The sequence below is a fragment of the Pseudomonas sp. PF05 genome (assembly GCF_056521845.1).
Genome location: NZ_JBWLPW010000017.1, coordinates 42,543 through 65,795 on the forward strand (window position 1 = coordinate 42,543; position 23,253 = coordinate 65,795).

General features: G+C 62.9%; 20 protein-coding genes. 13 read left to right on the forward strand and 7 right to left on the reverse strand.

The window, feature by feature from the left end:
• Positions 1–10: 10 nt before the first annotated feature.
• Positions 11–2,530 carry an ATP-dependent helicase HrpB gene (gene hrpB, locus AC09SL_RS23900; protein WP_058546746.1) on the reverse strand — a complete coding sequence of 840 codons (2,520 nt, stop codon included), beginning with the start codon at positions 2,528–2,530 and terminating at the stop codon, positions 11–13.
• A 95-nt stretch (positions 2,531–2,625) separates the two neighbouring features.
• Here hrpB and AC09SL_RS23905 point away from each other — a divergent pair, with 95 nt between their 5' ends.
• Both AC09SL_RS23905 and AC09SL_RS23910 read left to right on the forward strand, forming a co-directional pair.
• Positions 2,626–3,045, forward strand: coding sequence for a hypothetical protein (locus AC09SL_RS23905; protein WP_058546745.1), 420 nt, complete (start codon positions 2,626–2,628; stop codon positions 3,043–3,045).
• Positions 3,046–3,073: 28 nt separating this feature from the next.
• Positions 3,074–3,967 carry a cation diffusion facilitator family transporter gene (locus AC09SL_RS23910; protein ID WP_058546744.1) on the forward strand — a complete coding sequence of 298 codons (894 nt, stop codon included), beginning with the start codon at positions 3,074–3,076 and terminating at the stop codon, positions 3,965–3,967.
• A gap of 203 nt (positions 3,968–4,170) precedes the next feature.
• Here the strand turns inward: AC09SL_RS23910 and AC09SL_RS23915 are convergent, their stop codons facing one another.
• Positions 4,171–5,172: a DUF6515 family protein gene (locus AC09SL_RS23915; RefSeq protein ID WP_058546743.1), complete on the reverse strand. Its 1,002-nt coding sequence runs from the start codon at positions 5,170–5,172 to the stop codon at positions 4,171–4,173.
• Positions 5,173–5,586: 414 nt separating this feature from the next.
• On the opposite strand from AC09SL_RS23915, the gene AC09SL_RS23920 reads away from it, so the two are divergent.
• Both AC09SL_RS23920 and AC09SL_RS23925 read left to right on the forward strand, forming a co-directional pair.
• Positions 5,587–6,066 (forward strand): Lrp/AsnC family transcriptional regulator, encoded by a 480-nt coding sequence (locus tag AC09SL_RS23920; RefSeq protein WP_057451850.1) that lies wholly within the window; start codon positions 5,587–5,589, stop codon positions 6,064–6,066.
• A 332-nt stretch (positions 6,067–6,398) separates the two neighbouring features.
• Entirely contained in the window at positions 6,399–6,608 is a 210-nt protein-coding gene (locus AC09SL_RS23925) for a DUF2788 domain-containing protein (protein ID WP_007937369.1), read from the forward strand.
• Here the strand turns inward: AC09SL_RS23925 and AC09SL_RS23930 are convergent.
• The 4 genes from AC09SL_RS23930 to AC09SL_RS23945 form a co-directional block, all read right to left on the reverse strand.
• Complete coding sequence (locus tag AC09SL_RS23930) at positions 6,603–7,169, reverse strand: pseudouridine synthase (RefSeq protein ID WP_165826064.1); 567 nt, start codon at positions 7,167–7,169, stop codon at positions 6,603–6,605. The genes AC09SL_RS23925 and AC09SL_RS23930 overlap by 6 nt on opposite strands.
• Before the next feature lie 151 nt (positions 7,170–7,320).
• Positions 7,321–8,820 (reverse strand): AMP nucleosidase, encoded by a 1,500-nt coding sequence (gene amn, locus AC09SL_RS23935; RefSeq protein WP_165826004.1) that lies wholly within the window; start codon positions 8,818–8,820, stop codon positions 7,321–7,323.
• A gap of 190 nt (positions 8,821–9,010) precedes the next feature.
• The gene (locus AC09SL_RS23940; RefSeq protein ID WP_058546740.1) at positions 9,011–10,660 is read right to left on the reverse strand and encodes an acyl-CoA dehydrogenase family protein; all 1,650 of its coding nucleotides are present in this window, start codon (positions 10,658–10,660) and stop codon (positions 9,011–9,013) included.
• 71 nt (positions 10,661–10,731) lie between these two features.
• Positions 10,732–13,116, reverse strand: a complete 2,385-nt coding sequence (locus AC09SL_RS23945) for a hybrid sensor histidine kinase/response regulator (RefSeq protein WP_058546739.1) — start codon at positions 13,114–13,116, stop codon at positions 10,732–10,734.
• Positions 13,117–13,430: 314 nt separating this feature from the next.
• Between AC09SL_RS23945 and AC09SL_RS23950 the strand changes: the two genes are divergently transcribed.
• From AC09SL_RS23950 to AC09SL_RS23965, 4 genes are all read left to right on the forward strand, one after another.
• Complete coding sequence (locus tag AC09SL_RS23950; RefSeq protein ID WP_058546738.1) at positions 13,431–14,228, forward strand: hydroxymethylpyrimidine/phosphomethylpyrimidine kinase; 798 nt, start codon at positions 13,431–13,433, stop codon at positions 14,226–14,228.
• 17 nt (positions 14,229–14,245) lie between these two features.
• Complete coding sequence (thiE, locus tag AC09SL_RS23955) at positions 14,246–14,872, forward strand: thiamine phosphate synthase (protein WP_058546737.1); 627 nt, start codon at positions 14,246–14,248, stop codon at positions 14,870–14,872.
• A gap of 28 nt (positions 14,873–14,900) precedes the next feature.
• Positions 14,901–16,184, forward strand: coding sequence for a glutamate-1-semialdehyde 2,1-aminomutase (hemL, locus tag AC09SL_RS23960; protein WP_058546736.1), 1,284 nt, complete (start codon positions 14,901–14,903; stop codon positions 16,182–16,184).
• A gap of 217 nt (positions 16,185–16,401) precedes the next feature.
• Positions 16,402–16,956, forward strand: a complete 555-nt coding sequence (locus tag AC09SL_RS23965) for a tetratricopeptide repeat protein (protein ID WP_014340359.1) — start codon at positions 16,402–16,404, stop codon at positions 16,954–16,956.
• Between the two features lie 185 nt (positions 16,957–17,141).
• On the opposite strand, the gene AC09SL_RS23970 is transcribed toward AC09SL_RS23965, so the two are convergent.
• Positions 17,142–17,471, reverse strand: a complete 330-nt coding sequence (locus tag AC09SL_RS23970; RefSeq protein ID WP_003185742.1) for a DUF1820 family protein — start codon at positions 17,469–17,471, stop codon at positions 17,142–17,144.
• Between the two features lie 286 nt (positions 17,472–17,757).
• Between AC09SL_RS23970 and miaB the strand changes: the two genes are divergently transcribed.
• The 5 genes from miaB to lnt all read left to right on the forward strand — a co-directional run bounded on the left by miaB (position 17,758) and on the right by lnt (position 23,215).
• Positions 17,758–19,086: a tRNA (N6-isopentenyl adenosine(37)-C2)-methylthiotransferase MiaB gene (gene miaB / locus AC09SL_RS23975; protein WP_058546764.1), complete on the forward strand. Its 1,329-nt coding sequence runs from the start codon at positions 17,758–17,760 to the stop codon at positions 19,084–19,086.
• Positions 19,087–19,325: 239 nt separating this feature from the next.
• Positions 19,326–20,333: a PhoH family protein gene (locus tag AC09SL_RS23980; RefSeq protein ID WP_064107079.1), complete on the forward strand. Its 1,008-nt coding sequence runs from the start codon at positions 19,326–19,328 to the stop codon at positions 20,331–20,333.
• Positions 20,326–20,784 carry an rRNA maturation RNase YbeY gene (ybeY, locus tag AC09SL_RS23985; RefSeq protein WP_058546763.1) on the forward strand — a complete coding sequence of 153 codons (459 nt, stop codon included), beginning with the start codon at positions 20,326–20,328 and terminating at the stop codon, positions 20,782–20,784. Before AC09SL_RS23980 ends, ybeY begins: the two co-directional genes overlap by 8 nt.
• A gap of 40 nt (positions 20,785–20,824) precedes the next feature.
• Positions 20,825–21,664, forward strand: coding sequence for an HlyC/CorC family transporter (locus AC09SL_RS23990; RefSeq protein WP_058546735.1), 840 nt, complete (start codon positions 20,825–20,827; stop codon positions 21,662–21,664).
• Between the two features lie 27 nt (positions 21,665–21,691).
• Positions 21,692–23,215, forward strand: coding sequence for an apolipoprotein N-acyltransferase (gene lnt / locus AC09SL_RS23995; RefSeq protein WP_058546734.1), 1,524 nt, complete (start codon positions 21,692–21,694; stop codon positions 23,213–23,215).
• Positions 23,216–23,253: the final 38 nt, after the last annotated feature.

Sequence of the window (23,253 nt, forward strand, 5' to 3'; positions counted from 1 at the left end):
ATACGGGACACTAGGCCTTACGCGGCTTGACCCGCGCCGTCGCCTGCGCCACCAGCGGATCGTCCGGCCAGTAATGCTTGGGATAGCGCCCCTTGAGGTCCTTCTTCACCTCGGCGTAAGTGCTGCGCCAGAAGTTCGCCAGGTCCTGGGTGACCTGCACCGGCCGGCGCGCCGGTGACAACAGGTGCAACTTGACCACCTGCCGCCCGCCAGCGATGCGCGGGGTGTCGGCCAGGCCGAAGAGTTCCTGCAAGCGCACCGCCAGGATCGGTGGATGCTCGCTGTAGTCCAGGCGGATCGACGACCCCGAGGGCACGCTCAGATGGTGCGGCGCCAGTTCATCCAAGCGTTGCGGCAAGGGCCAGGGCAACAGGTTGTGAACGAAGCTCGCCACGTCCAGGTTGGCAAAATGGCTGAGACGCGAGACGCGGCCCAGATACGGCATCAACCACTGTTCGAGATTGCCCAGCAAGGCGTCGTCGCTGACATCCGGCCATTCGCTCTCGCCCTTGGCGTCCAGGTCCAGGCGTCGCAGCAGCGCCACCCGCGCCTGCCATTGCCGCAGTTCCGGAGTCCAGGGCAATAATTCCAGGCCCTTGCGCCGCACCAGGTTCACCAGGGCCTGGCTACGAGCCGACTCATCCAGGCCGGTCAACGGTTCGCGGCTGAGCACCAGTTCGCCGACCTTGCGCTGGCGCTCGGCCCGCAGCACGCCTTCGCGCTCATCCCAATCCAGTTGATCCACAACGCGTACTTGTTCGGCCAGCACCGAATCGAACAGCGCCGGGTCGAAATCCGTCGCCAGGTAGATCCGTTCTTCGCGCTGGCCCTGGCGGCTGCCCAGGTCGGCGATCACCAGCCACGCTTGCTTCATCAGGCTGTCAGCCTCGGCAAACAGCGCCGCACGGCCGTTGGCCAAACGATATTCGGCGCCGCCGGGCCGGCGCTGCTGGGCGACGCGGTCCGGGTAGGCCAGCGCCAGCAACGCGCCGAGCCAGCGCGGATGTTCGGGATCGGCCACGGCGTCTTCGGCCTTGCCCCGCAGGTAACTGCGGTATTGCCGGGCCAGTTGCCGTGCCCGCTGCACCCCGCCCTGGGCGCCGCGCGCTGCTCGCTCTTCGCCGGACAGCAAGGCCAGGCGACTGTGCAGGTCCGCGCCGGCGCCCCGCAGAATGTCGCGCTCGCCCAACAGCGCGGCGACGTTGCAGGCCATGTCCGCCAGCCCCAACGCCTGGCCGCGCAACAGCAGATGCGCAATACGTGGGTGGGCCGGCAGTTCGGCCATGGCCTGGCCGTGGCGGGTCAGTTGCTCACCCTCCAGCGCGCCCAGGCGTTGCAGCAGATCCTGGGCCTGGGCATAGGCGGCAATGGGCGGCATGTCGAGCCAGACCAGTTGCTGCGGCGTCACGCCCCAGCGTCCCAACTGCAGGGCCAAACCGGCCAGGTCCGCCGACAGAATCTCCGCGCTGGCGTAGGCGGCCAATTGTTCATGTTGGTCTTCGGACCACAACCGGTAGCACACCCCCGGTTCCAGGCGCCCGGCCCGACCAGCCCGCTGGGTGGCGCTGGCGCGGGAAATGCGCTGGGTGTCGAGCCGGGTCATGCCGCTGCCCGGATCGAAACGCGGCACCCGGGCCAGTCCGGCGTCGATCACCACGCGTACGCCATTGATGGTCAGGCTGGTTTCGGCGATGTTGGTGGCCAGCACCACTTTGCGCTGGCCGGGCGGCGCGGGATCGATGGCAGCGCGTTGGGCAGCGAGGTCCAGTTCACCGTGCAGCGGACAGAGCAACACATTGCCACCCTCGCCCAAGGCCTCCGCCAGTTGCTGATGAACCCGGCGGATCTCCGCCTGCCCCGGCAAGAACACCAGCACGCTGCCAGTTTCATCGTGCAGGGCTTCGAGCACGGTCTGCACCAGTCGCGGCTCGATGAACTCGCCAGGCTGAAACGGCCGACCCCAGCGCACCGTCACCGGGAACATGCGGCCTTCACTGCGCAGGATCGGCGCGTTGTCCAGCAACCCGGCCAGGCGTTCACCCTCCAAAGTGGCGGACATCAGCAGGATCTTCAGCGGCTGGTCGTCGCGAAACAGCTCCCGACCGTTGAGGCTCAGGGCCAGGGCCAGGTCGGCGTCGAGACTGCGCTCATGAAACTCATCGAAAATCAGCAGCCCCACGCCTTCCAGCGCCGGGTCGTCCTGCAAGCGCCGGGTGAGGATGCCCTCGGTGACCACTTCAATGCGGGTCTTGGGCCCGACCTTGCTGTCGAGGCGAATCCGGTAGCCGACGGTTTCACCGACCTTTTCCCCCAGTTCACTGGCCAGTCGCTCGGCCGCCGCCCGTGCCGCCAGGCGCCGGGGTTCGAGCATCAGGATGGTCTGCCCGGCCAGCCAGGGCTCGTTGAGCAAGGCCAGGGGAACACGGGTGGTTTTACCAGCACCGGGCGGCGCTTCGAGCACGGCTTCGTGGCGCGACGCCAAGGCTTGACGCAGCGTGGGTAAAACTTCATCAATCGGCAAAGAAATCATGCTGGCTCCAAAACAGAGGGCCGAGTATAACGGCGAACTGTTTAGCGTGGTCTGGACTCCAACCAGCAACGCCTTTACCTGTTCAGGAGATTGCTATGCGTATTCCCTTTCGCGTGATCGGTGGCGTCCTGGTCGCCGCCCTGCTGACCCAAATCAGCGCCTGCGGCTCGATCTTCTACCCGGACCGTCGCGGCCAGATCGATGGCAAGATCGACCCGGCGATTGCCGCGCTCGACGCCGTCGGCCTGCTGTTCTACATCATCCCCGGCCTGATCGCGTTCGCCGTGGACTTTGCCACTGGCGCCATTTATTTCGAACCGGGCCGCAGCGTCCAGATCGAGCCAGAGAAACTCAAGCCGGCCATCAACCCCGATGGCACCGTCAATAACCAAAAATTGCAGGCGATCCTGGAACGCGAGCTGGGCCGCAGCTTCCCGCTGGACGATCCTCGGTTGATCCAACACAAGGGCAGCGCGCAACAACTGGCCGCCCTCGGTCTCAAACCCGCCGCCTGACGGACACCACGCAAGGAATGACCGCGACATGACCACCAGCACCGAACATGCTCGTCTGCTACGCCTGGCCACCCGCGCTTCGGTGGCGGTGGCGCTCACACTGGTCGTCGCCAAGGCGCTGGCCTGGTGGCTGAGCGGCTCGGTGAGCATGCTTGCCGGCCTGACCGACTCGGCACTGGACGGCGTCACCTCGCTGCTCAATCTGCTGGCGGTGCATTACGCGCTGCGCCCCGCCGACGATGATCATCGCTACGGTCATGGCAAGGCCGAATCTTTGGCCGGCATGGCCCAGGCGCTGTTTATCGGCGGCAGTGCGGTATTGATTGCCTTGCAGGCTTTCGAGCGCCTGAAAAACCCAGTGCCGGTGGAGGCACCCTGGCTCAGCGTCGGCGTGATCGTGTTTTCCCTCGCGCTGACCCTGGCCTTGCTGGCATTGCAGTACCGAGTTATCCGCGCCACCGGCTCCAACGCCGTGCGTGCCGACTCGCTGCACTATCGCTCCGACTTGTTGCTCAACGGCAGCATCCTGGTGGCGCTGGTGCTGGCCGGGCTTGGCTGGTATCAGCTCGACGCCTGGTTCGGCCTGGGGATCGCCATTTACATTCTGTGGAGCGCGGTCCAGATCGCCCGGGAAAGCTTCGCGGTGCTGATGGATCAGGAACTGCCGCCCAACGTCAGCCAGCACATGCTGGAACTGGCCTGCGCGGTGCCCGGCGTGCTCGGCGCCCATGACCTGCGTACGCGGATCTCCGGCAACCACTGGTTCGTGCAACTGCACCTGGAGTTGCCGGGGGAACTGACCCTGTCAGTGGCCCACGGCATCAGCGACCAGGCCGCCGATGCGATCCATCATGCTTATCCGAAGGCCGAAGTGCTGGTGCATGCCGATCCGTCGGAAGTGGTCAAAGGCGTCAGCGCATAACCTGTGGCAAGGGGATTTAGCGAAACGTCGCGCCGCCCGCCGGGCCCTGTAGGAGCTGTCGAGTGCAACGAGGCTGCGATCTTGTCCCTGGCTATTGAATCGCAAGCGAAAGATCAAGATCAAAAAATCGCAGGCTTCGCCAGCTCCTACAGAGACTTACGGGGCTAAATCCCCTCGCCACAAGAGCATGTGTGCTACCAGCCTCAGTACGTCACCTGATACCCACGACTGCTCAAGCAACTGCCCTGGGCCTGGCGATAGGTCTGCACCACTTCCGGTGCCGGTGGGTAGGTGTAGTTGCGCGGGTCGAAACCGCTCTGCTGCACTGCCCAGCGATAGCAGTCATAGCCATCCTGATTGACCTGCTCGGGCGACTGGCCGTTGGCCGGGTAGGCCACCACGTCAAAGCTGTTGCCTTGCGGTTGAGGCTGCGGGTTGGCCACGGGCGGTTCGACCACGACGTAGTCCTGGGTGCTGGCCTCGTAGATGTAATAGGCGCCGGCAGCGAGAAAGAACAGTGAGCTGCCGATCCACACTTCCCTGGCGTAATCGGGCAGGTAACGAGTACGGATGCCCCGCGGCGGCTCGACCACGATGTAACGCGGCCCTTGAGGGCGATACCAGTAGCCGCCCGAGTAGAAATAATCCTGGCCGCGATAAGGCACGCGGTAGTTGCGGTCCGGGAAACGGTCGATCACATAACCCGGGCGGTATTGCGGCCCCGGGCCCCAGCCATTGCCATGACCGTCCGGCCGACCGGGCCAATGCTGCCCGGGACGGTTGTCATGGCCTGGACGGGGCCCGCCGTTTGGATAACCGTCGTTGCGACGCGGGACATCGCGGTAATACCCCGGTTGCGGTTCGCGGGTCTGGGTCACGCTGTCGGGCCGGCCCTGGATCGGCAGGTGGTTGCCAGGCTGCTGCGGCGGGCGACCTTGAGCGTTGGGGTCTTGAGGTGGACGGTCATAGTGCTGACCGCCAGGCTGCGGCTTGACCTCGAACTGACGACTGTTGTCGCCGCGAATGATTTCGTTGCTCTGCGGCCGCGGTTGGCCCGAATAACCCTGGCCGTTGCCACCGCGCCCATCCTGCCCACGACCGTCGTCGGGGCCGCCACGGTTTTGCTGATCGTCGGCCATTCCCTGCGCACTGACACTTGCCCACAACAGACCAACACCTGCCAAACGCCAGATGCGCGACTTCATGAAATTCCTCACAACGGTTCAGGACCTGATGGTAAGACTGGAAAAGCCCAGGCCGGTTCTGCGACAGGTTATCAGCCGCGGGGTTTATTTCGCAGGCATTAAAAAAGGGAGACCCGTCGGCCTCCCCTTGAGAATTTCGTCCGTGCTCGACGCTTATGACGTCGGCCCACCTCACGCCGTCTTCTGGACGGTGTGCAGCTCGGGGGTCTGCCAGTACCGGTGGGTACTGCGACCGCAGCCGGCCTGATTGGGCGGGCTGCACTGGACTGTTTGTCCGAGCAGTGATCTTGGTGGTAAGCATAAGCCTGGGGTGCCGACGGATGATTGCGAAGATTGCGGAAATAAACACCACTTGCGCAATTTTTAACCTCGGACAGATAATCTGCCGCAATTATCAAGATAAAGGCCCGACCGATGAGCAAACTCGACCGTTACGACCTGAGCATTCTGGCGGAATTGCAGCGCGACGCGCGCATCTCCAACCAGGAACTGGCCGAACGCATCGGCCTGTCGCCCTCCCCCTGCTCGCGACGGGTCAAGCAGTTGGAAGATGACGGCTACATCTCCCGCCAGGTTGCCCTGCTCGACCGCAAGCTGCTGGGCCTGAGCCTGACGGCTTATGTGCTGATCGGCATGGACCGTCACACACCCGAGCGTTTCGAGAACTTCGAAGCCGCCATCCGTAACCTGCCGCAAGTGCTGGAGTGCAGCCTGGTCACGGGCATGGACGCCGACTACCAGCTCAAGGTGGTGGTGCCGGACATGGATCATTACCAGAAGCTGCTGTTGGGGCACCTGACCCGGATCGATGGCGTCACCAGCGTGCGTTCGAGTTTTGTGCTGAACCAGGTACTCAACAGCACCGAACTGCCGTTGACTCATCTGCGTAGCTGACCGCTTTTGTGGCGAGGGGCTGCTCCCGCTGGGTGGCGTGTAGGAGCTGCCGAAGGCTGCGATCTTTTGATCTTTTGATCTTTCGCTTGAGATTTAAGCGTCTGGGGAAAGATCGCAGCCTCGTTGCACTCGACAGCTCCTACAGTTCCTACAGCTCCTACAGCTCCTACAGCGTCGAGTGGGAGCGAGCTTGCTCCGGGCGGCGATCCGACGATGGCGTCAGCCCAGCCGATGAATAGCTGCGACACACCGCCGCAGGCCAATCCCGCGTCCGTGCCTCATGCCTTATACTCGCCGCGCCTTTTCAACCCCGCCCACGCCGGAGTGCCCTGATGGATCCTGCTGTTTTCGAAGAGTGGATGATGACCGGTCTGGTCAGCATCCTGATCATTTTCATGGGTTTCATCGTCTGGGACCTGGCGAAGAAGTCCAAGGCCGGGCGTTTTGGCTCGTTCATCCTGTTTTTTGTACTGGGCCTCGGCGTGGCGGCGTTCGTCATCAAGAGCGTGGTGATCGGCCTGATCGAATCCGGGACGTTATAAGCGCGCCGGCACTTCTTTCCACTGGCCCTGGTCGAGCCCATCGATCGTCCAGTCGCCGATCCTGACCCGCACCAGGCGCAATGTCGGCAAGCCTACCGCAGCGGTCATGCGGCGCACCTGGCGGTTGCGCCCCTCGCGTATCACCAGCTCCAGCCAGCTCGTGGGCACGCTTTTTCGAAAGCGCACCGGCGGGTTGCGCGGCCACAGTTGCGGTTCGTCCAATGAGCGCGCCTCGGCCGGCAACGTCATGCCGTCGTTCAATTCCACCCCTTCGCGCAAACGCTGCAATTGCTCAGCACTCGGCTCACCCTCGACTTGTACCCAATAGGTCTTGGCCAGCTTGTGCTTGGGGTCGGCAATCCGCGCCTGCAACTGCCCATCGTTGGTCAGCAACAGCAACCCTTCGCTGTCACGGTCCAGCCGTCCGGCCGGGTAGATACCCGGTACGTCGATAAAATCCTTGAGCGTCGCCCGCCCTTCACCGTCACTGAATTGCGTCAGTACATCGAAGGGTTTGTTGAACAGGATCAGCTTCGGCTCGGCTGGCGGGGCCTTGGCCACACGGCGCGGGGCGCAGGCTGGAAGCTTCGCGCCAGGGCGACGGGAAGCAGGGCGTGGAGGACGGGGCATGGCGAATACAATATCTAACGGTCAGGGCCGACCATGCTAGTGGCCCGACCGTTAAATAACCACCATCCCCTTCAACGGGGCATCAGCGGAACGGCGGCTCGTCGAAGCTGCGCAGCTTGCGCGAATGCAACGAGTTGAGTTCGGTGCGCAACAGGTCCAACGCCTCGATGCCGATCTTCAGGTGCTGGTTGACCGCTCGCTCATAGAACGCGTTGGCCGAGCCCGGCAGCTTGATTTCGCTGTGCAGCGGTTTGTCCGAAACACAAAGCAACGTGCCATAAGGCACCCGCAGGCGATAACCCTGGGCGGCGATGGTGCCGCTTTCCATGTCCACCGCCACTGCGCGGGACAGGTTGATCAGCGGACGTTCCTGGGCCCAGCGCAGCTCCCAGTTGCGGTCGTCATAAGTCAGCACGGTGCCGGTGCGCAGGCGCTTTTTCAGCTCGTCGCCCTTTTCGCCGGTGATGTTCGCCGCGGCCTGTTGAAGCGCCATCTGCACTTCGGCCAGGGCTGGAATCGGAATGTTCGGCGGCACCACCCGGTCGAGAATGCCGTCGCGGCGCATGTAGGCGTGGGCCAGCACGTAGTCACCGATGGTCTGGGACTGCCGCAGCCCGCCGCAGTGGCCGATCATCAGCCAGCAATGCGGGCGCAGCACGGCCAGGTGGTCGGTGATGTTCTTGGCGTTGGAAGGGCCGACACCGATGTTCACCAGGGTCACGCCATGACCATCATTGGTCTGCAGGTGATAGGCCGGCATCTGGTAGCGGTGCCAGACCACGCCGGCGGCGATGGCCGACGCTTCGCTGTGCTCCATGTTCTTGTCGATGATCACGTTGCCCGGCAGGACCATGCGTATAAAGCGCGGGTCGCTGCGCAGTTGCTCCAGGCCGTGGACGATGAACTGGTCGACATAGCGGTGGTAGTTGGTCAGCAGGATCCATGGCTGCACATGGCGCCAGTCGCTGCCGGTGTAATGCACCAGCCGGCGCAGGGAAAAATCCACCCGCGCGGCGTCGAACAGCGCCAGGGGCAGCGGGTCGGTGTTTTCCCAGTCATAGAGGCCGTCGGCGATGCCATCGGTGGCGGCCGACAGGTCGGTGCTGGGGAAAACCCGCGCCAGCACGGCGGCAGTCACACCGGAGCCGGCCAGTTCGTCGCCCTGCTCCACCACGTACGGGTACGGAATGTTCTGCTCGCTGACGCCCACTTCCACGGTGACGGTAAAGTCGTGCATCAGCGGGACCAACTGTTCCAGCAGGTATTTACGGAAGGCGGCGGGATGGGTGACGGTGACGCTGTAGGTACCGGGCAACTGGACCTTGGCATAGGCACGCGTGGTTTGCGGAACTTCGCCGTGGCAGTGGTAGGTCAGGCGCAAGGCGGGATAGCGAAACAATGCACGCTGCTCGGCATCCGGCTCGACGCGGTCCTTGAGATAACGCATCAGCGCCTGGTTCAACGCGGTGGTCGCACGCTCGTGCAGGGCCGCCAGCCGATCCACGGCTTGTTCGGCGGTTTGAACGACAATAAACGCTTCGGTCACGATCAGCTTCCTGTGTTCTGACTTGCAGGTCTTCATCTTGCCTGCATCGCCGCCCGACGGGAACAGTGGCGTAGTGGACTCGATCGATTCCCTGCCCCCACATGGACTCTGGGATGCTCTGTGGGAGCTGAGCTTGCTCGCGATGGCGGTGGGTCAGTCACCCCAGAAGCTGGATGTGCCGACGCCTTCGCGAGCAAGCCCGCTCCCACAGGGGTATGTGATGTGTCTAAAAGCCGTGTGGGGTCGAGCGGGCAACGATTGCCTCGACATTCAAGCCCCGGGGCAAGGCACCGTACACCCGGCCGGCCGAACCCAGGCGACTGGCGATGAAGGCATCGCTGACATCGCTGTTCCCCGCCTCGAGCAAGAGCCTGGCTTGCAGGCCCACGGCGATGTCTTCGGTCAATTGCCGGGCGCGGTACTGGATGTCGTCGGTGTCCTTGAATGCGGCGTGCAATTGGTTGATGTGGCCGGCCAGGCGCTTGTCGCCGTGGCCGTCGCCCAACTCATTGAACAGTACCTCCAGCACGCCGGGCTCCTTGGACAAGGCGCGCAGCACATCCAGGCATTGCACGTTGCCGGAGCCTTCCCAGGTCGAGTTGACCGGCGCTTCGCGGTACAGGCGCGGCAGGATGCTGTCTTCGACGTAGCCGGCACCACCCATGCATTCGGCGGCTTCGTTGATCATCGCGGGGGCGCGCTTGCAGATCCAGTACTTGCCCACCGCCGTCACCAGCCGGGCGAACTTGGCCTCGTGCTCGTCATTCAAGTGATCCAGCGCCCGGCCCATGCGCAGGCTCAGGGCCAGTGCGGACTCGCTTTCCAGCGCCAGGTCAGCCAGCACGTTTTGCATCAGCGGCTGTTCACTCAACAACTTGCCACCGACCTTGCGGTGCGCGCAGTGATGACTGGCCTGGGTCAGCGCCTGGCGCATCAGGGCGCTGGAGCCGACCATGCAATCGAAACGGGTCATGGCGACCATCTCGATGATCGTCGGCACGCCCCGCCCTTCTTCACCTACCATCCAGGCCAGTGCGCCACGGAACTCGACTTCGCTGGAGGCGTTGGAGCAGTTGCCCAGTTTGTTCTTCAGCCGTTGGATATAGAACTGATTGCGGGTGTCGTCGGGGCGATGGCGCGGCAGCAGGAAACAGGTCAAGCCCTTGTCGGTCTGGGCCAAGGTGAGGAAGGCGTCGCACATCGGCGCCGAACAGAACCATTTGTGGCCCACCAACTCATAGGCTTGGCCCGGGCCGCTGGCGCCCACTGGATAAGCCTTGGTGGTGTTGGCCCGCACATCGGTGCCGCCCTGTTTTTCGGTCATCGCCATGCCCAGGGTCACCCCAGCCTTGTGGGCCATGCCGACGTTACGCGGGTCGTACTCGGTAGCCAGCACCTTTGGCAGCCAGCGCTCGGCCAGGTCCGGCTGCAAGCGCAGCGCCGGCACGCTGGCGAAGGTCATGGTCAGGGGGCAGCCAGTGCCGGCTTCGGCCTGGCTGTGCAGGTAGGTCATCGACGCCCGGGCGACATGCGCGCCGGGTTGCGGATGGGCCCAGGGCAAACTGGGCAGGCCGTGCTCGACGGCGGTGCGCATCAACTGGTGATAAGCGGGATGGAATTCCACCAGGTCGATGCGATGGCCATAACGATCATGGCTGCAGAACACCGGTTTGTTCTGGTTGGCCAGGAAGCCCGCTTCCATCAACGGCCCGCCGGCCAGCGCCCCATACGCATCGATCCGCGCCTGTGCCCAACCCGCCCCAAAACGCTGCGACCACTGCTGCAGCGGCAGGTCGATCCGGTACAGGTTGGCACCATCCAGGGACGGCGGCTGGTTGGTGACGTCGTGGGTTTCAGCGAACTGGTGCAGGTTCATGACAGGGCTCCTCGATCGGCCAGGGATTCAGTTAAGCACCGCCTCCAGGCCGAACAAAGTGTCATATGCGCCTAAATGTCGGCGCTTTCACCCTGCCTTGGACAAAGCACCCGACGCTGGAGCATCGCCTGCAGCGCCTCGAATTTCACTGGTTTGCTCAAGTAATCGATCTGCGCGCCCGAGGGACAGCACTCGCGCCCCACGTTCGGGCTGACCACCAGCACCGGCAATTGCTCGCAACCGGACAAGGTGTGGATCTGGCAGCAGAGCGACACGCCGTCCAGCGGCGGCAACTGGCAATCGAGCAGCACCGCATCAAAGCGCTCGCCGTGCAGCAGATCCAGCGCGGCGCGGCCACTGTCGGCGGTGCGCACCCGATACCCGAGCTTGAGCAACATGCCCCGCATGACCAACTGATCGATGCTGCTGTCATCGGCCAGTAGCACCGTGCAATCCTGCGGTTGGCGCGAGCCCTGGCGGCCACCGAAGGAAAACGGCGTCGGGACCGCCGCCGGCAAGGCCACGTCAAACTCCACGTCCAACTGAAAACGGCTGCCACGACCGGGTTCGGAGGTGTGGGTCAGGCGTCCGCCCAGCAGTTCCACCAGTTGCCGGCAGATGGCCAGGCCCACGCCGAGGCCGCCGTATTCGCGGGTCATCGAGCCGTCGAGTTGGAAGAAGCGTTGGTACAAGGTCGCCTCTCCCAGGTCGGTAAAACCGATCCCGGTGTCAATGACGGCAAAGGACAGCATCAGCCGATCGAGCGCTGTCGGCCTGCCGCTGACGCGCAGGGCCAGGCCGCCAACCCGGGTGAACTTGATGGCGTTGTCCAGCAGGCATTCCAGGCTCTGGGCCAGCTTGCCGCTGTCGCCGAGCAACCGGTCCGTCAGGCCTGGGGACACGTCGACCTTGAAGTCCAGGCCCTTGGCCGCGGCATTGGCGCCGAACTGCACCTGCAGCGCATCGACCATCCCACGCAGGCTGAACGGTGCCGGATAGACCTTGAGTTTGCCGGCCTGCAACTCGGTCAGGGTGAGGATGCCGTTGACCATGCGCATCATGTCCCGCGCCGAACCGGCGGCGGTCTGTTGATACTGGGTCAGTTCCTCGTCCATCTCGACGGTTTCCATCAACTCCAGGGAACCGATCACGCCATTCATCGGCGTGCGCAGCTCATGAGTCAAGGTGGCGAGGAATTCATCCTTGAGCTTATTGCCATGGGCCAGTTGCTGGTTGAGTACTTCGAGCTTCTGCCCGGCATCCAAGAGGGTCTGGGCCTGCTGTTCGCGCATGGCGTTGATGCGGTCGGCCAGGGCCAGGGACAGCAGCGCCACTTCAATGGCCGAGCCGATCTGGCTGGCGTACATGGTCAGGAAAACGTTCGGCAGGTAACCGAGCACCATCAACGTATTGACGATGCCCCCCAGCAGAAACGCCGACCAGGCAATGATGAAATAACGCGCCACCCGCAGGCCACGCCACCAGGCAAACAGCCCGGCGGCAAAGATCGTCACCGTGAACAGCAGCGCCAATGCCGTCGCCAGGCGCAGCGCCAGGGCATAACTGGTCATCAGCGACAGGCCGACTACCACGGCGCTGTAGGCGATCAGCGCCAGCAGCAAGCGGTCCAGCCAACGACTATGCTGGGCGGTTTGCAGGAAGCTGCGGGCGAACTGGCTGCCAAACAGGCCTGCGCAGCCGATGAAGAACGGCGTCGCGGCGTTGGCCCACCAGGGGTTATCCGGCCAGAAGTACTCCACGGCGGCACCGTTGACCGACAACTGATACAGGCCGAACGAGGCAATGTAGAAGATGTAATAGAGGTAGCTGGTATCGCGCACGCTCAGGTAGATGAACAGGTTGTAGACCAGCATCCCCAGCAGCACGCCATAGATGATCCCCAGTACATACAAGCGCACCGGCTGTTGTTCCAGATAAGCGGTGCTCGACCACAGCGTCAGTGGCGCCTGGATCGACCCCTGGCTTTGCAGGCGCAGGTAGAGGGTCTGCTGTTGTTCGGGTTTGAAAGCCAGGCTGAAGAGGTAGTTGTTCTGGCGGACCTCGCGACTGGCAAACGGCAACGCATCACCGGTCTGGCGAACCAGGCGATAGGCCCCCGTCGCATCGGGCAGGTACAAATCGAGGTGATCCAGCGGCGGGTACGCCAGTTCCAGCAGCCAGGTGCGCTGGGTGTCCGGGTTGGCAGGGCGATAGTGCAGGTCGATTTTCAACCAGAAGGCGGATCGCGAGTAACCGGCGTTCAGCGTGCCTTGGTCGTGGGGCTTGAAAGCACCGGCGCCAGCCTGGGCCAGGACATCGTCAATGGTGGCCGTGCCGTCCGCATCTTCGAACACCTGCAGGGCATGGCCCAACGGCAGGTTTTGGGTGAATTCATCGAATTCAAGGGCACTTGCCAGAGGGGACAAGCACAACAACAACATCAGCAAATAGCGCATTTAAGCCCCAGCGCGGCCTGTCCGGTTGAGTCAGGAAGCCCCCCATTCCCTGAGTAGACGTAAAACCGGCATTACCTGTTATGAGTTGGATCCATCCCTAGCATAGCCGCTGATGGCCAATTTGCACCATTGAATTTTTTCCTACAGAAGGCTCTAGTACGGGCGTTTCAGAGCAAAGCATTGAGATAGAGCTGTCGCCTTGGTCAGACTGGAATACAACCTTGGAACCAGACTCGATTGTTTGGACCAGGAATAGGGTTTCCCCTGATGCAGGTGCGCGCCGATCGAAGGGTTTGGTGGTAAGCTCGCGCACCATGAATATCTACAGCTCTCGCCCCGTTGTCCTCTGCCTCTCCGGCCACGATCCCAGTGGTGGCGCCGGTTTGCAGGCAGATATCGAAGCCCTGCTTGCCCAGGGTTGTCATGCCGCCCCTGCCGTTACCGCCTTGACCGTGCAAGACACCGTCAACGTCAGCGATTTCCGGGTGCTCGACCGAGCATGGGTGTTGGCACAAGCCAATGCCGTGCTCAACGATGCCCAGGTGGCGGCGGTCAAACTGGGGATGCTTGGCTCCCTGGAAATGGTCGACACGGTGGTCGAGTTGCTCCAGGCACACCCGCACCTGCCCATGGTCTGCGACCCGGTGCTGCGCGCCGGCGGTGGCGGGCGCCTGGGCAAGGATGAGGTCGGCTACGCCATGCGCGAACGCCTGCTGCCCCTGGCAATCATCGCCACCCCCAACCTGCCTGAAGCGCGCATCCTCGCCGAACTGCCCGAGGGCAGCGCCGATGAGTGCGCGGAAAAACTGCTGCCCTTCGTCAAACACCTGTTGATCACCGGTGGTCACGGCGACGAACATGAAGTCCATAATCGCCTGTACAGCCGCGATGGCCGGCGCGAAACCTTTACCTGCCAGCGTCTGCCCGGCAGTTACCACGGTTCCGGCTGTACCCTGGCCAGCGCCCTGGCGGGCCGGTTGGCCCAGGGCGAACAGCTCGCCAGCGCCGTCAAGACGGCGCTGGATTACACCTGGCGCACCTTGCGCGATGCCGAACAACTGGGCAAAGGCCAGTTCGTACCGCGTCGCCTGCCGCTGGATTTCTGCTCGTAGCACCGGAGGCCTGTGGAATGAAATTACGTGGCCTTTACGCCATCACCGATAGCCAACTGCTGGCCGGCAAGTTCCTCGCTTATGTCGAAGCAGCGCTGGAAGGTGGCGTCACCCTGCTGCAATACCGCGACAAAAGCAGCGACGAGGCCCGCCGCCTGCGCGAAGCCGAAGCCCTGCGCAACCTGTGCGAGCGCTACAAGACCCAGCTGATCATCAACGATGACGCCGAACTGGCCGCACGCCTGGGCGTCGGTGTGCACCTGGGCCAGACTGATGGCCCTTTGGCGCCAGTGCGGGCACTGCTCGGGCACAAGGCGATCGTCGGAGCCACCTGCCACGCCAGCCTGGCATTGGCCGAACAGGCCGCCAGCGAAGGCGCCAGCTATGTCGCGTTCGGGCGCTTCTTCAACTCCAACACCAAGCCCGGCGCCCCCAGCGCAAACCTTGAACTGCTCGAACAGGCGCACCTCAAGCTGCATATTCCGGTGTGCGCCATCGGCGGCATCACCCTGGACAACGCCGCCCCGCTGGTGGCCCATGGGGTCGACCTGCTGGCGGTGGTCCACGGCCTGTTCGGCGCCGACAGCACCACTGAAGTGACGCGCCGCGCCCGCGCCTTCAACGAGCTGCTGCAGATCAAATAGTCCATTTTCCGTTTTCGAGAGCCCAACCATGTCCCGTTCCGAAACCCTGTTTGCCAATGCCCAGAAACACATCCCCGGCGGCGTGAACTCGCCCGTTCGTGCGTTCAAGAGCGTTGGCGGCACCCCGCTTTTCTTCAAGCACGCCGAAGGCGCGTACGTCACCGACGAAGACGACAAGCGCTATGTGGATTACGTCGGCTCCTGGGGCCCGATGATCCTCGGCCACAGCCATCCGGACGTGCTGGATGCGGTGCGCAAGCAACTGGTACACGGCCTGTCCTACGGCGCCCCGACCGCGATGGAAACCGAGATGGCCGACCTGGTTTGCTCGATCGTGCCGTCGATGGAAATGGTGCGCATGGTCAGCTCCGGCACCGAAGCGACCATGAGCGCGATCCGCCTGGCGCGGGGTTTTACCGGCCGCGACAGCATCATCAAGTTCGAAGGCTGCTACCACGGCCACTCCGACAGCCTGCTGGTCAAGGCCGGCTCCGGCGCCCTGACCCAGGGCGTGCCGAGCTCGGCCGGCGTACCGGCGGCGTTCGCCAAACACACCCTGACCCTGCCGTTCAACGACCTTGAAGAAGTCGAGAAAATGCTCGGCGAAGTCGGCCAGGAAGTGGCGTGCATCATCGTCGAGCCAGTGGCCGGCAACATGAACTGCGTGCCACCGGCACCGGGTTTCCTCGAAGGCCTGCGCAGCCTGTGCGACCAGCATGGCGTGGTGTTGATTTTCGATGAAGTGATGACCGGTTTCCGCGTGGCCCTCGGCGGCGCCCAGGCCCATTACGGCGTCACGCCGGACCTGAGCACCTTCGGCAAGATCATCGGCGGCGGCATGCCGGTGGGCTGCTTCGGCGGCAAGCGCAAGATCATGGAATGCATCGCCCCGCTGGGCCCGGTCTACCAGGCCGGCACCTTGTCGGGCAACCCACTGGCCATGGCCGCCGGCCTGACCACGCTGCGCCTGATCAGCCGCCCGGGTTTCCACGCCGAACTGACCGACTACACCACCCGCCTGCTCGACGGCCTGCAAGTTCGCGCTGACGCGGCAGGCATCCCCTTCGTGACCACCCAGGCCGGCGGCATGTTCGGCCTGTACTTCAGTGGTGCCGATGACATCGTCACCTTCGAAGACGTGATGGCCAGCGACGCCGACCGTTTCAAGCGGTTCTTCCACCTGATGCTCGACGGTGGTGTGTACCTGGCCCCGAGCGCATTCGAAGCCGGCTTCACCTCCATCGCCCATGGCGAGACCGAGCTGAAGATCACCCTCGATGCGGCCGAACGGGCCTTTGCTGCACTGAAGTAAGCCTGTGGATAACTGACGCCGGCTGAAGCTAGCGTCAGTGATTGCCGACAATCTCCCGCTCTTTTCCTACGTATTTATGCCCGAAGCAGCTATTAGCATTCCCTCGCAGCAGAAAAACGAGTAAAGACTTTGTAAGGATGGCCCTGCTTATTTCATAATGCGCGCTTATTGGATCCCCCGGAGGGTCCGCGCGCCCCTCAGAGGTAAGTCGATTCCCATGAACCGCACCGGCCGCACCCTTGCCTTGGGCTGCCTGTTGCTCCTTCAGCCCCTGCTGGCGAATGCACAGGCAGGCGGCAACTCGTTGTTGATCCCGGCGCTGGGCCGCTGCACGCTCAATACCCAGCCACAAGATCTCGCACCGGCACTCGACGCCTGTCAAAAAGCGGCGGACGCAGGTGATGCACAAGCGCAATACGAGTTGGGCGAGTTCTACTATGAAGGCAAGGCTGCGCCGCGCGACCTCAAGCTGGCCCTCAACTACTTCGAAAAAGCCTCGCTGCAAGGCCATGCCCAGGCGCAATTCAAGCTCGGCGGCATGTTCTTCCATGGCGAAGGTGTGCCGGCCAACAACGTCCAGGCCTACATCGTCCTGAAGATGGCCGCGGTCAACGGCGCCGAAGAAGCCCTGGACACTGCCGACGAAGTCGCCGAGCAGATGCCCCGCGACGAGCTGGAAGTGGCGACCCAGGTGCTGGGGCAGATCTTTCGCAAATACCTGATGGAATTGCAGAACGCCGACGGGCGTACGCCCTTCTCACCCCTGCCCTGAATCGCACAGCCTGACCCCTGTAGGGGCGTAGGGGCGTAGGGGCGTAGGAGCTGTCGAGTGCAACGAGGCTGCGATCTTTCCACTGGCAATTGAGTCGAGAGCGAAAGATCAAGATCAAGATCAGGATCAAAAGATCGCAGGCTTCGCCAGCTCCTACAGGGCCCGCCGCCGCAACAACAAATTTCCTACTTCTCAGGCATCGGCATCGGAAACGGCATCACATTGCCGACCGCGCCACGGGCTTCGCTGATTTTCGGGGTGCCCAGGCGTTCGACTTCGTCGATGCGCACGATCGAATGCATCGGCACGAAGCTGCGCACCACGCCTTCGAACTGCGCCTTGAGCTTTTCCTCGCTCGGATCGACGACCACTTGCGTGCGCTCGCCAAAGACGAATTCTTCCACCTCCAGGAAGCCCCACAGATCACTTTGATAGATCTGCTTGGCGTACATTTCGAACACCTGGCCCTGGTTGAGGAAAATCACCTTGTAGATTGGAGCTTCACGTTTGGTCATGGCTGGCGAAACACATCGGCGGGTAAAAATGAGGGCGCGAACTATAGCATAGCCACTGCTCGCACGGCGGTAGGAACCCAGTGGCCTGTACGGTTAATTCGCGCATTCAAATTCGAGTGCCAGGGCTTGCCAGGCAAGGCGCCATGACGAGTCGTAGCCCGCTACGGCGAGGAATGGCAACGCAGCCTGGTAAGTCCTGGCGCCGAAGTTGAGTGCGCGAATTAGCCACACAGGCCACTATTTCCCTATAATGCGCGGTTCTTTGAATCACGTGATGATCCCGTCCATGGCCAAGAAGCTTTACATCGAAACCCACGGTTGCCAGATGAACGAGTACGACAGCTCGCGCATGGTCGATCTGCTGGGTGAACACCAGGCCCTGGAAGTCACCGCCCGCGCTGAAGACGCGGACGTGATCCTGCTCAACACCTGCTCGATCCGCGAACGCGCCCAAGACCGGGTGTACTCGCAACTGGGCCGCTGGCGCGAACTGAAGCTCGCCAACCCGGAAATGGTCATCGCCGTGGGCGGTTGCGTGGCCAGCCAGGAAGGCGCGGCCATTCGTGATCGCGCGCCGTACGTGGACGTGGTCTTTGGCCCGCAGACCCTCCACCGCCTGCCGGAGATGATCGACGCCGCCCGCGCGACCAAATTGCCGCAAGTGGACGTCTCGTTCCCCGAAATCGAAAAATTCGACCATCTGCCCGAACCGCGCATCGACGGCCCTAGTGCCTACGTGTCGGTGATGGAAGGTTGCAGCAAGTACTGCACGTTCTGCGTGGTGCCCTACACCCGCGGCGAAGAAGTCAGCCGGCCGTTCGACGACGTGATCGCCGAGATCATCCACCTGGCGGAAAACGGCGTGCGCGAAGTGACCCTGCTGGGGCAGAACGTCAACGGCTATCGTGGCCTGACCCACGACGGTCGCCTGGCGGACCTCGCCGAACTGATCCGCGTCGTGGCGGCAGTGGATGGCATCGACCGCATCCGCTACACCACGTCTCACCCGCTGGAGTTCTCCGACAGCCTGATCCAGGCCCACGCCGAAGTCCCCGAACTGGTCAAGCACCTGCACCTGCCAGTGCAATCGGGCTCCGACCGGATCCTTGCGGCCATGAAGCGTAACCACACGGCGCTGGAGTACAAATCCAAGCTGCGCAAGTTGCGCGCGGCAGTGCCGGGGATCTGCATCAGCTCGGACTTTATCGTCGGCTTCCCTGGCGAAACCGAGAAAGACTTCCAGCAGACCATGAAGCTGATCGAAGACGTGGGCTTCGACTTCTCCTATTCCTTCGTCTACAGCCAGCGCCCCGGCACGCCGGCGGCCGACTTGGCAGACGAAACGCCCGAAGAACTGAAAAAAGAACGTCTCAACGCCTTGCAACATCGCCTCAACCAGCAAGGTTTCGAGATCAGCCGACAAATGGTCGGCTCCGTCCAGCGGATTCTGGTAACCGATTACTCGAAAAAGGACCCGGGCGAGTTGCAAGGGCGGACCGAAAACAACCGCATCGTCAATTTCCGCTGCGACACCCCGGCCCTGATCGGCCAGTTCGCCGACGTGCACATCGACGCCGCGCAACCGCACTCGCTGCGCGGTTCGTTGATCCAGTAACCGGCTCAAAAACCCTATTGCCTGTGGAAGCAAGACCTGTGGGAGCAAGGCTTGCCCGCGATAGAAGCACCGCAATCTCACTGAAGACCGCGGCGCCTTGATCGCGGGCAAGCCTTGCTCCCACAATGGGCTGTGCCAAGCCCTGTGATCAGATTCGCCTGTTTAAGAGCTTTCGCACCCAGCCTACTGGCGTTATCCTTGATTTCACCTTAATTGCCCCCGGGCGGCTAAAAACGACCTTGAACGCACCCATCGAACCACATCGCTTTATTCTCGAGCCCTTTGAGGCTCGCCGCTTCGCCAATCTGTGCGGGCAATTCGACGAGCACCTGCGCTTGATCGAACAGCGCCTGGCCATCGAGATCCGCAACCGCGGAAACCAGTTCGAACTGATCGGCGAACCCAAGCACACCACCTCCGCGGAAAACCTGCTGCGCCGTCTCTACCGGGAAACCAAGGGGAGCGAGCTGTCGCCGGATACGGTCCACCTGTTCCTGCAGGAGTCGGCTGTCGAAGAACTCGACAACCACGCCCCGTCGGAACCTGCCGTGGCCCTGCGCACGAAAAAAGGCATGATTCGCCCTCGCGGCTTGAATCAGCAGCGCTACGTGAAGGAAATCCTGGGCAACGACATCAACTTCGGCATCGGCCCGGCCGGTACCGGCAAGACCTACCTGGCCGTGGCCTGCGCCGTCGATGCGCTGGAACGTGAACAGGTGCGGCGCATCCTGCTGGTGCGACCGGCGGTCGAAGCGGGCGAAAAACTCGGCTTCCTGCCCGGCGACCTGGCCCAGAAGATCGACCCGTACCTGCGCCCGCTCTATGACGCGTTGTATGAAATGCTCGGCTTCGAATACGTCGCCAAGCTGATCGAGCGCCAGGTCATCGAGGTCGCACCGCTGGCCTACATGCGTGGTCGGACCCTGAACAACAGCTTCATCATCCTCGACGAAAGCCAGAACACCACGGTCGAGCAGATGAAAATGTTCCTGACCCGCATCGGCTTCGGTTCCACCGCTGTCATCACCGGGGACATCACCCAGGTCGACCTGCCTCGTGGCACCAAGTCCGGACTGAACCATGTGATCCAGGTCCTCAAGGACGTGCCGGGCATCAGCTTCACGCACTTCATGCCCAAGGACGTGGTGCGCCATCCATTGGTGCAACGCATCGTCGAAGCCTACGAGCGTTTCGAGCATCGCGCCGAGCAAGAGTTGGACAGCAAAGGCCATGGCCGCAATGCTTGAACTCGACCTGCAAGTGGCCTGCGAACACGCCGCCCCCAGCGAAGCCCAGTTCCGCCAATGGTGCGAACTGGCCCTGCGCCAACGCAGCGCCGACTCGGAGCTGACGATCCGCCTGGTGGACGAACCCGAAGGCCGTGAACTGAACCACACCTGGCGGCAGAAAGACTACGCCACCAACGTGCTGTCGTTCCCCGCCGACGTGCCCGACGAACTGCTCGATATCCCGCTGCTGGGCGACCTGGTGATCTGCGTCCCGGTGGTCGAGCGTGAAGCGGCGGAACAAGACAAGCCCCTTGAGGCCCACTGGGCTCATCTGGTGATTCACGGCTGCTTGCATCTACTGGGTTACGACCATATAGAAGATGACGAAGCCGAAGAAATGGAAGCTCTGGAACGAACGTTGCTTGCAGAGCTGGGTCATCCCGACCCTTATGCCGGCGACGAACACTGATACATCAACCTGTAACGACAAAGGATTCAGAGTAATCGCTATGAGCGAAGATCGATCGAGCAGCGGGCAAAAGTCATGGCTGGGCAAGCTCACCCAGGCTTTTGCCCATGAGCCGAAGAACCGCCAGGAGCTGCTGGAGCTGCTGCGCGATGCACACCAGAACAAACTGCTGGACAGCGAAGCGCTGGCCATCGTCGAAGGCGCCATCCAGGTCGCTGACCTGCAAGTGCGCGACATCATGGTCCCGCGCTCGCAGATGGTCAGCATCAAGGCGACCCAGACCCCTCGCGAATTCTTGCCCGCCGTGGTCGACTCCGCTCACTCGCGCTACCCGGTCGTCGGCGAGAGCCATGACGATGTCATGGGCGTGCTGCTGGCCAAGGACCTGCTACCGCTGATCCTTCAGGAAAACGGCGACAGCTTCAACATCAAGGATTTGCTGCGTCCGGCCACTTTCGTGCCCGAGTCCAAGCGCCTGAACGTGCTGCTGCGTGAATTCCGCGCCAACCACAACCACATGGCCATCGTCATCGACGAATACGGCGGCGTGGCCGGCCTGGTCACCATCGAAGACGTGCTCGAGCAGATCGTCGGCGACATCGAAGACGAACACGACGTCGAGGAAGACAGCTACATCAAGCCCCTGCCCAGCGGCGATTTCCTGATCAAGGCCCTGACGCCGATCGAGAACTTCAACGAATTTTTCGACAGCCAATTCTCCGACGATGAGTTCGACACCGTCGGCGGCCTGGTGATGAGCGCTTTCGGGCACCTGCCCAAGCGCAACGAAACCACGGAAATCGGCGCCTGGCGCTTCCGCATCCTGAATGCCGACAGCCGTCGGATTCACTTGCTGCGCCTGTCGCCCATTGGCCGATAACCCCTGCGAGACCCGCTAAGGACAAAAATGCGCTGGATAACCCGCCCCGGCTGGCCCGGTAACCTGCTGGCCTCGGCGGCCGGTGCGATCACCACCCTGGCCCTGGCGCCGTTCGACCTCTGGCCGCTGGCATTGCTGGCGGTCGGTTTGTTCTATGCCGGGCTGCGCGAGCTCTCGCCGCGCCAGGCCCTGGGCCGTGGCTGGTGTTTCGGCTTTGGCCTGTTCGGTGCCGGCACCAGTTGGATCTACGTCAGCATCCACAACTTCGGCGGCGCCTCGGTGCTGCTCGCCGGGTTCTTGATGCTGCTGTTCATCGCCGCCATCGCCTGGTTCTTCGCCCTGCCCGCCTGGCTGTGGGCGCGCTGGCTGCGCCGCAACGAGGCGCCGTTGGCCGACGCCCTGGCGTTCGCCGCGCTGTGGTTGGGCCAGGAAGCCTTCCGCGGCTGGTTTCTGACCGGGTTCCCATGGCTGTATTCCGGTTACAGCCAGCTCGACGGCCCGCTGGCCGGCCTCGCGCCGTTGGGCGGGATGTGGTTGATCTCCTTCACCCTGGCCTTGACCGCCGCGCTGCTGTACAACGCGCCGCGGTTGATCCGCACCGGGCGCAAAGGTTTTATTGCCGCGGGCATGCTGTTGTTGATTGGTCCATGGGTGGCCGGCATGGCACTCAAGGGCCACGCCTGGACCAGCCCCTCGGGCGACCCGCTGAGCGTCGCGGCGATCCAGGGCAACATCGAACAAAGCATGAAGTGGGACCCCGAGCAGCTCAACGCGCAGTTGGCGCTGTACCGCGACATGAGCTTTGCATCCAAGCGCGTCGACCTGCTGATCTGGCCGGAAACCGCGGTGCCGGTGCTCAAGGAGTCTGCCCAGGGCTACCTGGACATGATGGGCAGCTTCGCCGCCGAGCGGCATTCGGCGTTGATTACCGGTGTGCCGATTCGCCAACTGGTACATCACGAGAAACGTTACTACAACGGCATCACGGTGACCGGCGAAGGTGACGGTACGTATTTGAAGCAAAAACTGGTGCCGTTTGGCGAATACGTGCCGCTACAGGACATCCTGCGCGGCCTGATCGCCTTCTTCGACCTGCCCATGTCGGACTTCGCCCGGGGTCCGGCCGACCAGCCGCTGCTGCAAGCCAAGGGTTACCAGATCGCGCCGTTCATCTGCTATGAAGTGGTCTACCCGGAATTTGCCGCCAGCCTGTCAGCGCGCAGCGACCTGCTGCTGACCATCAGCAACGACACCTGGTTCGGCACCTCGATCGGTCCGTTGCAGCACCTGCAAATGGCCCAGATGCGCGCCCTGGAAGCCGGCCGCTGGATGATCCGCGCCACCAACAACGGCGTGACCGGCCTGATCAACCCTTTCGGCCAGATCACGGCACAGATCCCGCAATTCGAGCGCGGCATCCTCTACGGCGAAGTGGTGCCGATGCACGACCTGACGCCATACCTGCAATGGCGCTCGTGGCCGCTGATCATCCTGTGCGTGTTGCTGCTGGGCTGGGCGTTGATGGCGGGACGGATGGCCAGGACGGTTTAAGGTTCTCGATAATCCTTGTGGCGAGGGGATTTATCCCC